Genomic DNA, 15,620 nt, shown 5'->3' with positions numbered 1-15,620 from the left:
GCTGGACCGATCGAAGAGAACCCATATATCAAATACCGCTATACCAAACTTGGAAAATACTTTTCATATGGGGCTGGAATCGAGCATATGAATCTCCCAGAGCAGTGGACAACCGGCACTGTCTCTACGAACGGTATCGAACTGCAGTACTACCGAACCGGCAGTGGGGAGCCGATCGTGATAGCCCACGGAATGTACGATAACGGCCGTCGCTGGGTCCCGCTTGGCTCGGCGCTTGCCGACGACTACGAGGTTATCACCTACGACGCCCGTGGGCACGGTCGCTCGGGCGCCCCGGATACTGGATACGATATGGGTTCCCGCGTTGCGGATCTCGTCGGGCTCGTCGACGAGTTGAACCTCGCCGACCCGGTTCTCCTTGGCCACTCGATGGGAGCAGCAACGGTTGCATGGACGGCCGCGAACTCCCATCGTCCGCGCGGAGTAGTGCTCGCAGACCCGGCTCGATTCCACGAATCGCCCGATATCAGCATGGCAGACGCACGAGAGATGACTCGTGAACGATTACGCGAGGCGAAAGCGCGTTCTATCGAAGAGCGGATCGAAGACTACGATGACGCCGTCCACGGTATGGACCACGTCCGACGGTTAGCCGCAGCGACCGACGAGTGTAGCCCACATATCGCAAAGCTAGCACAGGAACACACCCCCGTCAAAGACGCGTTCGACGAAATCACGTGTCCGACGCTGGTGTTGCGCCGCGACGCCGATGTGGCAGACAGAGCGACCGATCTGGACGCCGCTGACCGGTTGCGTGACGGCCGACTTGTACATATCCCGAACGCCGGACATTACGTATTCCGTGACGAATACGACGCAGCGTCCGCCGAGCTTCGTGTCTTCCTCCAGCGGTAAACTCACTGTGGGCCGGAACAACGGTTTTGTGCCAGCCAATCGTCACGTTCGCTCATGCGAGAGTTCGTTACGCCGCCAGCAATGGAGCCGGGTGACCGTATCGCTGTGCTCGCACCGTCGAGCGGCGGCGCGCGCGATGCGCCGCACGTCTTCGAACTCGGTCTCGAACGGTTGCGCGAGCTGTTCGACCTCGAACCGGTCGTCTATCCCACAGCCAGACAGGGCAACGATTTTCTCGCAGCCAACCCCCGCGCCCGTGCGGCGGATATCCACGCCGCCGTCCGCGATCCGGAGATAGCCGGCATCGTCGCGACCATCGGCGGGTACGACCAGCTCCGGATCCTGAAACACCTCGATAGCGAGGTGCTTCGCGCCAACCCGACCCGGTTCTTCGGGATGAGCGACAACACAAACCTCGGGCTCTACCTGTGGAACGAGGGCATCGTCTCGTACAACGGCGCACAGCTGATGAACGAGCTGGGTGTCCCGGGCGAGCTCCCGGCTTACACCGAGCGCTACTGTCGCCGCGCCTTCTTCGAGGAGTCGATAGGGGAACTCGCCCCCAGCGAAGAGTGGACCGACGAGCCCTCGACGTGGTGGACCGATCCATCGCAGATGGGCGAGCCACCGGCGTACGAGCCGAATCCGGGCTGGTGCTGGGCGGGCGGCGAGGGTGATGTCGAGGGGCGGCTCTGGGGTGGCAACCGGAGCATCGTCGAGTGGCAACTGGCGACCGACCGTTACCTGCCGGAGCCCGAAGCGCTCGACGGCTGCATCCTCGCGCTGGAGACAGCCGAGACGATTCCCGACCCTGACGAGGTAGAGGCGACGCTCATGTGTCTCGGCGAACGGGGGCTACTGGAGCGGTTCGCGGGCGTCCTGGTCGGGCGCGCGCCGACGCGAAGCCACCTGACCGAGCCACCGCGTGAAGAGCGGGAGGCCTATCAGGAGCGGCTCTACGAAACTATCGCCGAAGAGGTCGCTCGGTACAACCCTGGCGCGCCCGTAGTGCTGGGCGTCGACTGGGGCCACACGACACCGATTGCACCGCTACCGCTCGGCGAGCGCGTCCATCTCGATCCGCAAACGGGGACGATCGGATTCGAGTGAGACGTTATTCCGTCTGGTCGACGTACTCGTCGGCCGCCAGCAGGTCGTCGAAGTCGCTCTCGTCGTCGAATTCGATCTCCAGCATCCAGCCCTCCCCGTAGGGGTCCTCGTTGACGAGCTCCGGGGCGTTAAACAGTTCTTCGTTGACCGCGACGACCTCGCCGCCGACCGGCGCGTAGAGGTCCGAGACGGCCTTGATACTCTCGACGACGCCGAACTCGGCCTGTGCCTCGAGTTCCTCGCCGACGTCGGGGAGTTCGACGAAAACCACGTCGCCGAGTTCGTCCTGCGCGAAGTCCGTGATACCGACTCGGGCCGTACCGTCGTCGCGTCGCGCCCACTCGTGTGATTCCAGGTAGCCGAGTTCGTCAGGGGTTTCGAAGCTCATCTGTGTTCGTCCAGTAGGTTCGACGGTTCGACTCTTGCCTTTTTCGACTGTTCTCGGATCTCGACCCGCACGGTCGTACCGACCTCGGCGTACTCGCTATCGACGTAGCCGAGACCGATCGGCTCCGAGAGCGTGGGGCTCATCGTCCCGCTGGTGACGGTACCGATCGGCTCGCCGTCAGGGGTGGTGACGTCGTAGCCGTGCCGCGGGACGCCCCGGTCGATCAGGCGAAGCCCGACGAACCGCTGGTCGGGACCTTCCTCGTACACCCGTTCGAGCGCGTCGCGCCCGACGAACTCCGTATCGAGTTTGATGCTGAAACCGACGCCGGCCTCGTATGGGTCGCGGGGATCGGTCTCGTAGTCGAAGTCCTGTCCCGAGAGGAGAAAGCCAGCCTCGATGCGAAGCGTGTCGCGCGCGCCGAGTCCGCAGGGCTGGCAGTCGAAGGCCGACCAGACCGTCTCGGCGGCGTCCCACGGCGCGAGGATCTCGTAGCCGTCCTCGCCGGTGTAGCCCGTGCGCGAGACGAGAGCGCGGACGCCCGAGACCGTCATGTACTCGGCCTCGAACTTCGAGAGGTCGCGAACGTCGCCCTCGGAGACGTCGGCGAGGGTGGCGGGGGCGTCAGGCCCCTGCAGGGCGAACATCGCATAGGAATCCGTGTGGTTCTCGACGTCGGCGTCTAGCCCCCACTCGTCGCGGTGGTCCGTCCAGCGCGCCAGTATGTCCTCGTCGTGGCCGGCGTTCGGGACGAACAGGTAGCGCGCGTCCTCGCCGTAGGTCGCCACCGCCCGGTTACCCTCTGGCAGACGGTAGACCACTGTATCGTCGATGATCAGCCCCTCCTCGTCGGTGATCATCGAGTACTGGGAGTCGCCGGGCGAGAGTCCCGTCACGTCGTTCGAGGTGAGTCGCTGCATCAGGCGGGTCGCGTCGGGCCCGCCCACCTCGATCTCGCTCATGTGCGAGACGTCGAAGATCCCGAGCGACTCGCGGACGGCGTGATGTTCGGTCGTGATCGAGTCGAACTCGACGGGCATCTCCCAGCCACCGAAGTCGGTGAGTTTGGCGGCCCGGTCCTCGTGTACGGCCGCGAGCGGCGACAGACGTAGCGACATATCTGAGCGTTGTCGGGCAGGTAGTAATGGTTTCCGTCCGATGTGGCTCCACCGGGCATCCCAGTGCGTCGTTCCAACCGTGCTCCGTGTTTCGCCACACCTATGTCCCGAGGTGGGGAAGAACGGGCATGGTTGATCGGTTACGCGCCTTGCAGGACCGAATATCGGCGGTCAACGAGGCCGACCGCATGCGCGTCGGACTGTTCGTCGACGGGCCGAACGTGCTCCGCGACGAGTTCGACGTCGATCTGGACGACGTCCGCGACGCCGCCGCGGAGTTCGGCCAACTCGGCGTGACGCGGCTCTATCTCGACGAACACGCCACGCCGGGACTGATTCAGGCCGCCGAAGCGCGGGGCTACGAGGTCGTCATCACGAGCGGTGACGTCGACGTCAAACTCGCTATCGACGCCGCCGAGAGCGCCGTCCGCGACGAAATCGACGTCCTGGTGATCGCCTCTCGTGACACGGATTTCAAGCCGGTGCTGGAGACCGCGGGGCGCAACGGCATCCGAACGGTCGCCATCGCACCGGGGACCCACGGCCGGTCGGATGCGCTCAGAAACGCCGCAAACGAGGCCGTCCTGCTCGGCGAGTGAGCGTCGGCCGATTGCGGAGTGGCGCTGTTTTCGGGGGAGACGGAGTCAATTGTCGACCTACGTCGCCACAGTAGTCACAGTACAGGAGAGCGCTACCCCCTCGATTCGACGCCGAAACGAAGTGCTTTCCACGCCGACGCTCCTTGTGCCGCGCATGGATCTCGACACGCCGGTCCTCGACAATCACATACACCTCGATCCTGACCACGGCAGAGGGATCGACGCCGTCGAGGACTTCGCACATCTGGGCGGGACACACCTGCTCGTCGTCAACAAACCCTCCTGGCATCTCGGCGTCGAGCCGGACACCGGCGAGGACTTCCGCGAGGTGTTCGAGCGCACGATAGCGGTCGTCGAGGAAGCGAGCGACGTCCTCGAGGGGCGAGCATGGCCGGTGCTGGGCGTCCATCCGGGACTGATCTCGCGACTCGTCGACGAGCGGGGGTTCTCCCCGGAGGCGGCGGGCGAACTCATGCAGGCCGGCCTCGACGTCGCCGGGGGGTTCGTCGACGAGGGGCGCGCGCTCGCGCTCAAATCCGGGCGTCCCCACTACGAGGTGAGCGAGGGGGTCTGGACGGCGTCGAACGAAGTCATGCGTCATGCGTTCGCGCGCGCCGCGGAACTGGATTGTGCCGTCCAGCTACACACTGAGGGCACTGACGATCTGACGGAGGTCGCGGAATGGGCCGAGGCAGCAGGGCTCCCGGCCGACAACGTCGTCAAGCATTACGCCGGCGGCACGCTCGCGGGGCCGGTCCCGAGCGTGATGAGCGAGAAAGAGCGCCTCCGCGTCGCGGCCGACGCGGGCGAGCCGTTTCTGATGGAGACGGACTTCGTCGACGACCCGGACCGGCCGGGGGCAGTTCTCGGGCCGAAAACCGTCCCACGGCGGGTCCGTTGGCTACTCGAGGAGGGCCACGAAGCAGCCGTCAGGACGGCACACGTCGAGACGCCCCGGACCGTGTATGGGATCGATACACGCGGGAGTTTATAAGTAGTCGCGCGGACGAACAACCGCCACGCTGGGATCGGTGTGCCGGGGAGGAGCGCCCCTACCTGATGGTACCGGCATCTCCGCCCCAGGGGATCACCAGCCCCCGGAGAGAAAGGGTTTTCAAGCCGCCAGCGTACGGTCAAGGTATGAGCGCGCCGCCGAACGAGTTTTACTCAGAGGAACGCTGGCAGAACTGGCTCGACCGAATAACCGACGAAGAACTCGACCCCGAAGACGAGGACTCCGCACGACTGCTCCTGAACCTGCAGGACGACGCCGCTATCGCGGTCGCCAAGGTCGTCTCGGCTCACGACGAGGACCATATCGACACCGAAACTGCGATGGAGGAGATCGAGGACATCCGCGAGATCGTCCTCAGTGAAGTCGAGTTCGACGACGAGGAGAAAGAACTTCTCGTCGACGACGTCCAGACCAGCCTCGTCTGCGTCTTCTACGCCGCCGAGGAGTACGTCTCGAACGGCGCGCCCGACGACGCCGGCATCGAGCAGTACGTCCGCGCGGCCGCCGACGCGGAGGCCGAAGAGGACATCGACGCGGCGCTGGGCTATCTCGTCCAGGCCGGTACCATGATCATCGACGGCGAGGAACTCGACTTCTCGGTCGTGGAAGATCTGGAGTACGGTCTCGTCTCGACCTGGGTCAACGGCCTCGACAGCCTCCAGAGCGCGATGAGCGATCCGGAAGTCGTCGAAGAAGAAGACGAGGAGTGAGAACACGGCGACGGCAGGGACTTTTTACGACGTTACTGACCGGCCCGTAGCCACGGTTGCTGGATAGCTAACCCCAACAGCCTTTTTGTTGCCGGATGCCATCATCTCTGTAGTATGAATTTCTGGGGTGACGATCGTGGCGCAGCCATTCAGATCGGCGCTGTGATCCTCTTTGCTTTCGTCGTGATCGCGATGGCCTCCTACCAGGCCACGGTCGTCCCCAGTCAGAACTCCGGCGTGGAGTTCAACCACAATCAGGACGTCCAGAGCCAGATGGTCGATCTTACCACCGGGCTGGACGCGTCCGCCCGCGACGGCACGCGTGGCTCTCACGCCGTCCGACTCGGGACGACGTATCCCTCGCGGACGTTCTTCGTGAACCCGGGACCGCCAAGCGGGCAGTTACGGACGGTCGAAAGCGGGCAGATCGAGTTCGAAAATATAGTCGTGAGCGACAGCGAGAGCGCCACGGTTACATCTTACTGGGAGACTGCCCCCGAGCCGGTGACGACAAGCAGGCTCCAGTACGTCCCGGACTACAGCGAGTATCGCGCCGCGCCGACGACCGTGTACGAATACGGTGCGCTGATCAATGACAACCCTCAGGGGACACCGACACAGTTCGTGCCCGATGGCGTTGTTGACCGCAACGAGATTATGCTGATCGCCCTTCGCGGTGATGTACAGCAAGCGTCGAGTACCACTGTTTCCGTAAATCGCCGGGCACTGAGCAGCTCGGCAAATACCGTGACGATTAAGCAAGGCACGATCAGACTGCCGACCGAATATCCCGGCTACTGGGTCGACCAGCTCGCCGATCGGAACGGTATCGATGTCGCCGAGAACGGGGATACTGTCGAGATTACGATTCGGAGCGGCGAGACGTTCGACCTCCGGATGGCGAGGGTCGGCGTCGGCGACGTTACCAGCGTCGACAGTGGCCCCGACGAGCGCGCGACCTACGTGGCGGCGACCGACGACGAGGCACCGACCGTCAGCGCAGAGGTCCGTGACGAGTACAACAATCCCGTCGCCGGGGCAACGTTCGAGTACGAGGTCGACGGCGGCCCGACCCAGTCGGGAACCACGGATCGTAACGGTCTCGCAGTGGTGGACGGTGTCTCGGAGGGCGAAACGGTCCGAATCCGGATCGGCGGCGAAGATTGGGAGGAAGTCGCCATCGACGCACGGGCGAATAGCGGCGGGGGCGGTGGGGGGAGCAACGGCGCGTACGATGTCGTCTGGGACACCGACAAGATCGAAGCCGAGAACGGTGGAGTGACCTGCGATGCGTCGAGTTGTACGATCACTGACGACGCGGGGAAAACATTCTATATATTCACCCAGCCGTCGGTGGACGGCGCGGCCGTCGAGTACGCCTCGGGCAACAGATCCGTTGTGAGTTTCGGTAGCTCGACTGGAACGGATCAGAACGGCAAAGACGACGTTGACGTCACGGTGGGCGACAACGGTGTGACGGAGGTGTTCGCGTCGAGTGGTGGAAACGGCGACCGACTACAGGTCACGGTCGATGTTGGCGGGACTGTTCCGGGTGCACTGTTCCCCGATCGGTTCAAAGATCAGGAAGGTGGTGACGGCGACATTCCACCGGATGTTCCCGCGGGGACGATCAATAGCCCGACCAATATGCAGTCGGAAGATGAGACCTTCGCGGGACTCCGTGGGTCGGGGGGTAACGCTTTCTCCGTCGGGACAGCGACTGATACCGTGTCAAGTGGCACTTACACCGTCGAGATTGGGTACCGTAACAACGCCAAGCAGGATGCGACAGTCACGTTCACCAATGAAACCGGGCAGGTACTTGAGACGGTCAATTTAGATGACAAAACCGAAACACGGGTCACGGCGACCGGAACGATAGAAGTAGACAGTGAGACGACAGTGTACGCCCAGTACGACGCACAAAATAAGAACTCAGAGACGGATATCTACTACCAGAAGCTGACGTAGCCATTGATCAAACCGTATATACTGTCAAATGGCACTTGGACCGTCTAAACCGACGTTTTGATCCTCTTCGCAGCGCTGATTGGGCCGACGACAACCGGCAAGGTACATAGAACATCGAGTCAAACCAGGAACGAGCGATTCGGATCGGACTGTCATTATAAACTTCTCAGACCCGATCAGAATGTTGTGACGACCGAGAACGTAGATATCCGGTTGTAAAACTATTCGACATACGTCGAAACCCCTATCGACAAACCCATATAGAACCTTCACACAAGTCTACCCATGACTGAAGTCGGTATCGACGCCATCGAGATCAGGACGGGGAACCTCAGACTCGATCTGCCGAACACGTTCGCGCCACAGAAAGGCGAAGATCCGGAGAAGTACACGAAAGGGCTCGGTCTGACGGGCAGTTCGTTCCCGGATAGCTACGAGGACATCGTAACGATGGCGGCCAACGCCGCACATCGGCTGATGGAGCGCAAAGGGCTCGAACCCGAAGATATCGGCCGGATCGACGTCGCAACCGAGAGCGCGTTCGACAACTCCAAACCGGTTTCGACGTACGTCGCAGGCTGTCTCGAACAGGTCTTCGAGGGCGACTTCCACCACGCCAACAAGGGCGAGCGAAAGTTCGCCTGCATCGCGGGCACCCAGAGCCTCGACGACGCGTACAACTGGATCCGCGCAGGGCGAAATCGCGGGCGGGCGGCGATTGTGATCGCCACGGACACGGCGCTGTACGCACGCGACGACCCCGGTGAGGCGACGCAGGGGGCTGGTGCGGTCGCGATGCTGATCGACGAGGAGCCCGATTTGGTCTCGCTGTCCCTCGAACAGGGCTATGGCTCGGCCGACGAGACTGACTTTCTCAAGCCGAACCAGCAGTTCCCGAGCGTCGACGGCAAGCGCTCGGTGCAGGTGTATCTCGCGCGGATGCGCGAGGCCCTGGAGGACTACAAGTCGGTCGCGGGCGACATCCATCCCGACGACTTCGCGTACGGCCCCTTCCACACGCCGTTCCCGGGGATGGTGCGCAAGGCCGCCGTGCTCGCGTACCGCAACCTGATCAGGGATACCGACATCGAGGACGTCATCGGCGAACAGATCGGCGAACAGCCACGCCGTGACGAGTTCGCGGACGACGACGCCTTCGTCGACGCACTGACCGACTACACCGACGCGCTCTCCGAGACCGAGCGGTACCAGCACTGGTACAGCGCAACGATCGAACCGACGCTCGGCATCGCCCGCGAGGTCGGGAACTGGTACACTGCATCGGTCCATCTGGCCCGGATCAGCGCGCTGCGACACGCCGCCGAAAACGATATCGACCTTGCCGGCGACCGCCTGCTGGTCGGCTCGTACGGTAGCGGCGCACAGGCCGAGATCCACACCGAGACCGTCCAAGATAACTGGCGCGAGGAGATCGAGGCGCTCAACGTCGACGAACAACTCGACCGACGGTACGACCTCACCTTCGCCGAGTACGAGGACGTCCACGACGCGCACAATCACGACATGGACACCGAAACCGAGGAACTCACGACGCCCGAATCCGAGTTCGTCTTCGATGGCTGGGGCCGGATGGGCGAGCGCAAGTACCGATACGTCGAGTAGCGACGCTCACGACCGGGCGACGAACAGGTTGGGGTGGTCGGATATCGGTATCGCAACTGACGACTGAGAGTGGATGATTTTTGTGTCGTCCTGCTGGCATCGACCCGAAACACGGACCGGCGGGTCTACGCACCTAAAACGTCGCTGGCACGGGTCATGTGTGCTGCCTTCCCGATCGTTTTTTGCCTCCTGCCGAGGGATGTCTCGGTATGGAGACGCTCAAGCGCACGCTGCGCGAGGCACCCATCGTCGATCGGGGCGAGTACCAGTACTTCGTCCACCCGGTAACCGACTGCTTGCCGGAGGTTCAACCGGACCTGCTACGGGAGATCGCAACTGCATTCGAGGCGGTCGTCGATCTCGATCGGGTCGACAAGATCATCACGGCCGAAGCGATGGGGATCCACCACGCCTCGGCGCTGAGTCTGCAGACCGGGATCCCGTTCGTGGTCGCACGCAAGCGCGACTACGGCTTCGAGAGCGAGGTCGCGGTCCATCAGACGACGGGCTATGCGGAGGACGAACTCTACGTCAACTGCATCGAGGAGGGCGAACGCCTGCTGTTCGTCGACGACGTCTACGCGACTGGCGGGACGATCAAGGCGATGTGCGATGCCATCGACGAGACGGGCGGCGAACTGGTGGAAGCGGCAGTCGTTGTCAGACGCCGCACCGGAGAAGAGCCAGTCGACCTGCCGATCGACGTCCAGCACCTGCTCGAAGTCGACGTGGTAGACGGAGAAGTGGTGATACTTGACGACGAAACCGCAGAAACAGTCGAGTAATCAGGGAAGGTCGCGGATGGCGTCGAGCATGTCGTCGACGTCGGCATTCGAGACGGCCAGCGAGTAGCCGTCGATGGTCGCCAGTTTGGGGGCGTGCTCCCAGAGGTCGTCCGGATCGAGACCGTGCAGGACGACCGCGTTGGGCGTCGGATTGACGACGCGGAGCGCGACCAGGGGCGACTCGCCGCGAGTGACACCTGTGAAGACGAGGCTCCGATTCGTGCTCTGACCGTAGAGACGGAAGAACTCCTCACTGGAGAGGCGCGTGATCGCGCTGATGCTGTCGATGACGGTGTGGCCGGTCACCGAGTCCTGCTCGCCCTCGACGATTTCGGTGGCGTCGATGGCGTCGTAAAACCGATCGAGCGGCATCGAGGTCGAGTACTCGCGCAGATCCAGCACGATGTCGCTCTCGAACCCGGCCGAGAGCACGCGGGCGTACTGGCGGATCCGGTCGCCGCCACGGCGTTCATCGATTGCGAGCAGTCCTTCGACGATCCGACTGATGACGCTAATGCCGGGGCTCGCGCGGCGACCGCTCTCGTAATCGCTGATGACCGACGAGGAGATATCGAGTTGGTCGGCGAGTTCGGTCTGGGAAGCGTCGAAATCCGTTCGCCATTTCCGGAGCGTCGCGCCGGGATCCTCGCTCAACGTTATCTCGCCGGCGATTTTCTCGGCGAGGTTCCGCCGCGGGTCCTGCTGAGTCGTCATGGCATGTGCTGTGGGTGGCCGAACCAAAAGAATATCGAAACTGACGTTCGACAGTTGACGTACCATCGGCTGGAGTAGGTGGTACGTAAACGCTAACATACCACAGAACCGAGAAGGGGTATGCCCTCTACGGTCGTGCACGTCGCGCTGGCCGGACTGATCGGGACCGCACTGCTGGCCCAGCGCTTCGATGCCAGATCCATCGTCCTCGTAATGGCTGTCACCGCCGTGATCGATCTGGACACCGTCATCGACATCTGGATCCCCGGTGCTCACCGGGCGTACTTTCACAACCTCGTCATTCCGGCCGCGGTACTGCTCGCGCTCTGGTGGGACGTCCGCTGGCGCGAGACGTCCTACATCAAACGCCGGTGGGGGGAGTGGGGCGTCCGAGTCACCTGGGTGAGCATGGTCGCGCTGGTCTTCGCACACGTCCTGTTAGACGCCTTCTTCAACGGCGTGAACCTATTCTGGCCGCTTCACGACCGGTTTTACGATCTCTCGGGCGAGTTCCTGCTCTCCGATCAGCGCGGCGTCGTCCAGACGTTTATCGACGGCGAGACCGCGGAAGGGACCGTCGAGGAAACCCACTACACGACCGGCGTCAATCCGACGCCCGAGGAGACGCCCCAGAACGTCGAACGCCTCTTCCCCATTGCAGGGACCGGCGAGCGGTTTCTGCTGGTGATCAGCGGGTTCGCCGTCGTCGCGATGCGCCTGATCGAGGAACGGCGATCCGACTGATCCCTGCGCATCCGGCAGTCGTTTTGATGCTACTGCGAGATTCCGTACACGTCGCCAGTCCAGTCCTTGGCCGGCGTGTCGTAGACTGGTTCGCCGCGGTCGAGTTCGTCTAGCCGTCGACGGTCGGCGTCGTCGAGTGCCCAGTCGAAGAGGTCGACCTTCTGGCGGACGTGCTCGGGTGAGGACGATTCACGGAGAACGACATCGGTTCAAGTTAATCGATCTGGTGTCGGGCCTGCCACGCGCTCGGATTCACGCTCCGAATCCCGGCAATGACTGTCTCAGTCCGGCAGATATCTGACGTTGAGGAGGCCATTGTCGGCGTCCGAACGGACCTCGACGCGGACGGCGTCCAGTCGCGCCGCGCGTTCCAGCGTCGCGAGGTCCTCGACAACGTCCGCGGCGGCGGCCGTGGTTTCCGCCGGCGGCACGGAGATGACGTGAATCTCACCCGTCCCGGCGCGCTCGATGCGTTCGACGTCGCCGACAGACTGCTCGGCCGCGATCTCTCTGGCCTGTTTCGTCGGCGAGAGGTCCGAATCGAGGATCTTGATGTCCCGTCGGCCCTCGATCTCGACGACCGACCAGACGACGTCCATCGGCGGTTCGGGTTCTATTGTCGCGTCGATGACTTCACGCTCGACCACGTTCGGATTCGAAGAGAGCGTGTGTACCTGTCCGTCCGTCACGTCGCGGAAGATGGCGGCGTCGTCGGCGGCGCTCGTGACCACGAAAGTGCCTGCTTTCTTGCTCATACCTCCCGTAGGCGCTCCGGGCCACTTCGGGGTTTCGCGTCGGGGGCGATCAGCGCATGATCCACTGCTGGACGGCGACGATCAGGATCGCTCCGAGCACCGGGGGGGCGAGTGCGGCGAGCGGCGGTAACGAATAAAAGAACTCGATGGCCGGGGCGATGAGTCCCGGGGGGTCGGTACGGGCCTCCACCGGCGCGGAGATCACGAGTGCCAGATAGATCGAGGCGACGAACAGGTAGCCCGCAACGGCGAGTGTGGCGTCTCCCTGTCGGTCGGCAGTACCCGCCGCCCGGTTTTTCTCGGCGTACAGTACGGGGCCGACGAGCGGAGCGAGCAGGGCGAGACCCACCAGGGGCAACAGTGCCCGGCCGATCATGTTCAGCGCCGTCTGGCCTGCCGTCTGGGCGATCCAGATGGGCATCGCCAGCAGGACGAGCGCGATCAGAAAGAGGCCGACGAGCGCGCTGACCACGGCGTACGAACGGAGCAGTATGGAGTCGCTCGACCGGAACGTCCGGCCGTAGGACTTGCGGAGGATGCTTCGAGAGCCGCTCTCCTCCGAGCGTTCCGGAGTTGCCGCGCCGTCGGTCGCCGCGTCAGTCATACGTCGCAGTTAGAACGGCGGGCGGTTAAAGAGCGCGATACTGGAAGGTGGCCAGCGAGCGCACAGGGGCGCTGCAGGTTCGCTGGACCCATACGGCGGATTTTTGACCCCGGCGCGTGCATCGGTTCGTATGGACGTAGACATCGGCAACGCGCTCGCTTCGGAGGTCTCACCGGGAGTTTCACGGGCGGCGCTGGACCGACTCGACGAGGACGTGGCGACAGCACACGAGCGGATCGAACGCGGGCGGGCGAACGCCGAACACGGCTACGCCGCGCTGAACTTGCCCGAGACCGCCGACCCCGACGTGATTCAGGCGGCGGTCGACCCGTTCGACGACGCCGAGCATCTCCTGCTCGTCGGCATCGGTGGGAGCGCGCTCGGCGCGGCGACGCTCACCGACGCGCTCGACGGGGACCTCTCGATACACGTCCTCGACAACGTGGATCCGGCACATATCGACGACCTGCTCGCGTCCGTCCCGCTCTCGGAGGCAGTCGTCAACGTCGTCTCGCGCTCCGGGACGACCGCGGAGACCCTGTCGAACTTCCTCGTCGTGCGGGCGGCGATGGAGGATGCGGGCGTCGACTGGACCGATCGAACGGTCGTCACGACCGGCGACGAGGGGCCGCTTCGCGACCTCGCTGGGACCCACGACCTGCCGAGTCTGCGGGTACCCGACGGCGTCCCGGGGCGGTTCTCGGTGCTCTCGACGGTCGGCCTCGCGGCGGCGGCGCTCGACGGGCACGACGTCGAGGCGATCCTTGCGGGGGCCCGCCAGGCCGCAGACGGTCTCACTGGCTCGTTGTTCGAGTGTCCGGGCTACGCCTACGGTGCGACCGCGTACGCGCTCGATGCCCGCGGCGCGACGGTCAACGCGATGATGCCGTACGCCGAATCGCTGGAGACCTATGCGGAGTGGTTCGCACAGCTATGGGCCGAGAGCCTCGGCAAGGACGGCCTCGGACAGACGCCGGTCCGGACGCTTGGCGCGACCGACCAGCACTCGCAGTTACAGCTCTACCGTGCAGGCCCGCGAAACACGATGGTTACGCTCGTGCGGCCGACCGAACGGACGGATCTGGAGATCCCCGCCACCGATATCGAGGGGCTCTCGTATCTCGGCGATAGCTCGCTGGGTGACCTGCTCGACGCCGAGTTCGAGGCGACCGAGGCGAGTCTCGCCGCGGCCGGACGCCCGAACGTCCGCGTCGAACTCGACCGGGTCGACGAGCGTGGCCTCGGGGAACTGCTGTACGGGATGGAGGCCGCCTGCGTACTGGCGGGCGAACTGTACGGCATCGACACCTTCCACCAGCCTGCCGTCGAGTGGGGGAAGCGCGCGGCGCGAGGACTGCTCGGTGGCGGCGAGTTCGAGGAAGCCCGCGCAGTCGACGAGAAGACGACGCTGCGGATCGAATAGGGTCGACAGACCGGATTCGCGGGCGGTGCCGTGAGACCTATGAACAAGGGTAGCTTCTCCGGACTCGGAATCGTCCTCGCCACGGTCGCCGCAGCGACGACGCTTCAGCCCTGGCCGTCAGTCATCATCGTCGCCGAACCGATTGATGTGACCGTCTCGGCGGCGGCGCTTGCGACCGCGTTCTCCTTTTTGACGCTCGCCGGATTTCTCGCCCGTCGATACGACTGGCTGGACCGGCCGGTCGGCGTGGCCTTCACTGTCACCGGGAGCGTAGGAGTGGTCGGCTCCGCACTGACCGCCCTCGCGGTCGTGACGGACGCCGGAGCGTCGGTCTCCCTGTGGCCACCACTAGCCGCCGTCTTCGGCACCGCAACAGGTCTCACCGGCGTGGTCGAGTGGAGCGAACTCCGGATAGACGAAGTGCTCGACCGGTCGGAAGCGGTCGTCGCCAGGAGTATCGTTGCAGTGGGCGCGTTACTCGTCGCTGGAGTGCTCGATGCCGTATTACGGCCCATCGCGACCGTCCTGTTCTCGGGCAACGAGATGCTCGCCAGCGCGTTGGCTAGCCCGACAGCGGCCGGACTTGGACTGACAGTCGTCGCCGCAGTCTACCTTTACTGGCACGATGACGGCCTCGAGTTCGTGGATCTCGACTGGCTGGACACTCGAGAGTTGCTCTACTGTATCGGCGGGTTCATCGGGCTGTTGGTCGCCCTGATCTTCGCCGCGGAACTGCTCGCGGGACTCGGCGTCCCGTCGTCCCGGTCGGGCGTCGTCGAGCAGGGTATCGAGCGGTCTCCCGACATCTTCCTTGCCGTCCTGCCCGTCTCGATGCTGCTCGTTGGTCCGGCCGAGGAACTGCTCTTTCGCAACGTGATCCAGAAGTCCCTGTACGCCACTTTTTCCCAGCCCAGTGCGGTCGTCCTCAGTAGCGTCCTCTACGCTGCGATCTATCTGCCGGCCTACGCCACCGTCTCGTTTCCAGCAGCGCTGGGCGGGCTTGCTCTCGCGTTCGTCCTGTCGCTCGTGCTCGCCTACACCTATGCCCAGACCGACAATCTGCTCGTCCCCACAGTCATCCACGGTGGTTTCAACGCGTTCCAATATGCCGTCTTGTACGTCGCCGTGACACGCGAGGTCGGCGTCGTCTGAGCGTCGGCCCGGCCCGCGACTCGTTCCCTTCGA

The 15,620-nt window shown here is 63.9% G+C and carries 16 protein-coding genes and 1 pseudogene; 11 read left to right on the top strand and 6 right to left on the bottom strand.

The features are described from left to right. Window positions 1-87 precede the first annotated feature (87 nt). Both ACFQL3_RS03780 and ACFQL3_RS03775 read left to right on the top strand, forming a co-directional pair. Window positions 88-876 carry an alpha/beta fold hydrolase gene (locus tag ACFQL3_RS03780; protein ID WP_377051538.1) on the top strand — a complete coding sequence of 263 codons (789 nt, stop codon included), beginning with the start codon at window positions 88-90 and terminating at the stop codon, window positions 874-876. Window positions 877-930: 54 nt separating this feature from the next. Then, window positions 931-1,986 carry a S66 family peptidase gene (locus tag ACFQL3_RS03775; protein WP_377051536.1) on the top strand — a complete coding sequence of 352 codons (1,056 nt, stop codon included), beginning with the start codon at window positions 931-933 and terminating at the stop codon, window positions 1,984-1,986. A gap of 4 nt (window positions 1,987-1,990) precedes the next feature. On the opposite strand, the gene gcvH is transcribed toward ACFQL3_RS03775, so the two are convergent. Together gcvH and gcvT are read right to left on the bottom strand one after the other, a co-directional pair. Then, window positions 1,991-2,374 carry a glycine cleavage system protein GcvH gene (gene gcvH / locus ACFQL3_RS03770; protein WP_377051534.1) on the bottom strand — a complete coding sequence of 128 codons (384 nt, stop codon included), beginning with the start codon at window positions 2,372-2,374 and terminating at the stop codon, window positions 1,991-1,993. Then, window positions 2,371-3,492 (bottom strand): glycine cleavage system aminomethyltransferase GcvT, encoded by a 1,122-nt coding sequence (gcvT, locus tag ACFQL3_RS03765; protein WP_377051532.1) that lies wholly within the window; start codon window positions 3,490-3,492, stop codon window positions 2,371-2,373. The genes gcvH and gcvT overlap by 4 nt, the downstream gene beginning before the upstream one ends. 128 nt (window positions 3,493-3,620) lie before the next feature. Here gcvT and ACFQL3_RS03760 point away from each other — a divergent pair, with 128 nt between their 5' ends. The 6 genes from ACFQL3_RS03760 (at window position 3,621) to hpt (ending at window position 10,195) form a co-directional block, all read left to right on the top strand. Continuing rightward, complete coding sequence (locus ACFQL3_RS03760) at window positions 3,621-4,091, top strand: NYN domain-containing protein (protein ID WP_377051530.1); 471 nt, start codon at window positions 3,621-3,623, stop codon at window positions 4,089-4,091. A gap of 154 nt (window positions 4,092-4,245) precedes the next feature. Then, window positions 4,246-5,085 (top strand): TatD family hydrolase, encoded by an 840-nt coding sequence (locus ACFQL3_RS03755; RefSeq protein WP_377051528.1) that lies wholly within the window; start codon window positions 4,246-4,248, stop codon window positions 5,083-5,085. Between the two features lie 146 nt (window positions 5,086-5,231). Further along, complete coding sequence (locus ACFQL3_RS03750) at window positions 5,232-5,816, top strand: DUF2150 family protein (RefSeq protein ID WP_377051526.1); 585 nt, start codon at window positions 5,232-5,234, stop codon at window positions 5,814-5,816. Window positions 5,817-5,930: 114 nt separating this feature from the next. Next, on the top strand, window positions 5,931-7,787 hold the full coding sequence (locus tag ACFQL3_RS03745) for a hypothetical protein (protein WP_377051524.1): 1,857 nt from the start codon (window positions 5,931-5,933) through the stop codon (window positions 7,785-7,787). 285 nt (window positions 7,788-8,072) lie between these two features. Then, window positions 8,073-9,410 carry a hydroxymethylglutaryl-CoA synthase gene (hmgB, locus tag ACFQL3_RS03740; protein ID WP_377051522.1) on the top strand — a complete coding sequence of 446 codons (1,338 nt, stop codon included), beginning with the start codon at window positions 8,073-8,075 and terminating at the stop codon, window positions 9,408-9,410. Window positions 9,411-9,619: 209 nt separating this feature from the next. Further along, window positions 9,620-10,195, top strand: a complete 576-nt coding sequence (gene hpt, locus ACFQL3_RS03735; RefSeq protein ID WP_377051520.1) for a hypoxanthine/guanine phosphoribosyltransferase — start codon at window positions 9,620-9,622, stop codon at window positions 10,193-10,195. Here hpt and ACFQL3_RS03730 read toward each other — a convergent pair whose 3' ends face one another. Then, window positions 10,196-10,909 carry a helix-turn-helix domain-containing protein gene (locus ACFQL3_RS03730; RefSeq protein ID WP_377051518.1) on the bottom strand — a complete coding sequence of 238 codons (714 nt, stop codon included), beginning with the start codon at window positions 10,907-10,909 and terminating at the stop codon, window positions 10,196-10,198. Window positions 10,910-11,029: 120 nt separating this feature from the next. On the opposite strand from ACFQL3_RS03730, the gene ACFQL3_RS03725 reads away from it, so the two are divergent. After that, on the top strand, window positions 11,030-11,653 hold the full coding sequence (locus ACFQL3_RS03725; protein ID WP_377051516.1) for a metal-dependent hydrolase: 624 nt from the start codon (window positions 11,030-11,032) through the stop codon (window positions 11,651-11,653). Between the two features lie 29 nt (window positions 11,654-11,682). On the opposite strand, the pseudogene ACFQL3_RS03720 reads toward ACFQL3_RS03725, so the two are convergent. The 3 genes and pseudogenes from ACFQL3_RS03720 to ACFQL3_RS03710 all read right to left on the bottom strand — a co-directional run. Further along, window positions 11,683-11,856: pseudogene (locus tag ACFQL3_RS03720) on the bottom strand (aldo/keto reductase); the annotation flags it as partial. Window positions 11,857-11,934: 78 nt separating this feature from the next. Beyond that, complete coding sequence (locus ACFQL3_RS03715; RefSeq protein ID WP_377051514.1) at window positions 11,935-12,408, bottom strand: DUF5812 family protein; 474 nt, start codon at window positions 12,406-12,408, stop codon at window positions 11,935-11,937. A gap of 49 nt (window positions 12,409-12,457) precedes the next feature. Beyond that, window positions 12,458-13,012: a hypothetical protein gene (locus ACFQL3_RS03710; protein ID WP_377051512.1), complete on the bottom strand. Its 555-nt coding sequence runs from the start codon at window positions 13,010-13,012 to the stop codon at window positions 12,458-12,460. Window positions 13,013-13,142: 130 nt separating this feature from the next. Between ACFQL3_RS03710 and ACFQL3_RS03705 the strand changes: the two genes are divergently transcribed. Together ACFQL3_RS03705 and ACFQL3_RS03700 are read left to right on the top strand one after the other, a co-directional pair. Further along, on the top strand, window positions 13,143-14,435 hold the full coding sequence (locus ACFQL3_RS03705) for a glucose-6-phosphate isomerase (protein ID WP_377051510.1): 1,293 nt from the start codon (window positions 13,143-13,145) through the stop codon (window positions 14,433-14,435). 39 nt (window positions 14,436-14,474) lie between these two features. Beyond that, window positions 14,475-15,587, top strand: coding sequence for a CPBP family intramembrane glutamic endopeptidase (locus ACFQL3_RS03700; RefSeq protein WP_377051508.1), 1,113 nt, complete (start codon window positions 14,475-14,477; stop codon window positions 15,585-15,587). Window positions 15,588-15,620 lie beyond the last annotated feature (33 nt).

The sequence above is a fragment of the Natronoarchaeum sp. GCM10025321 genome (assembly GCF_042663585.1).
Lineage (GTDB): Archaea > Halobacteriota > Halobacteria > Halobacteriales > Natronoarchaeaceae > Natranaeroarchaeum.
The sequence above is the reverse complement of the archived record's forward strand: the minus strand, read 5'-3'. Positions and strand labels throughout refer to the sequence as shown.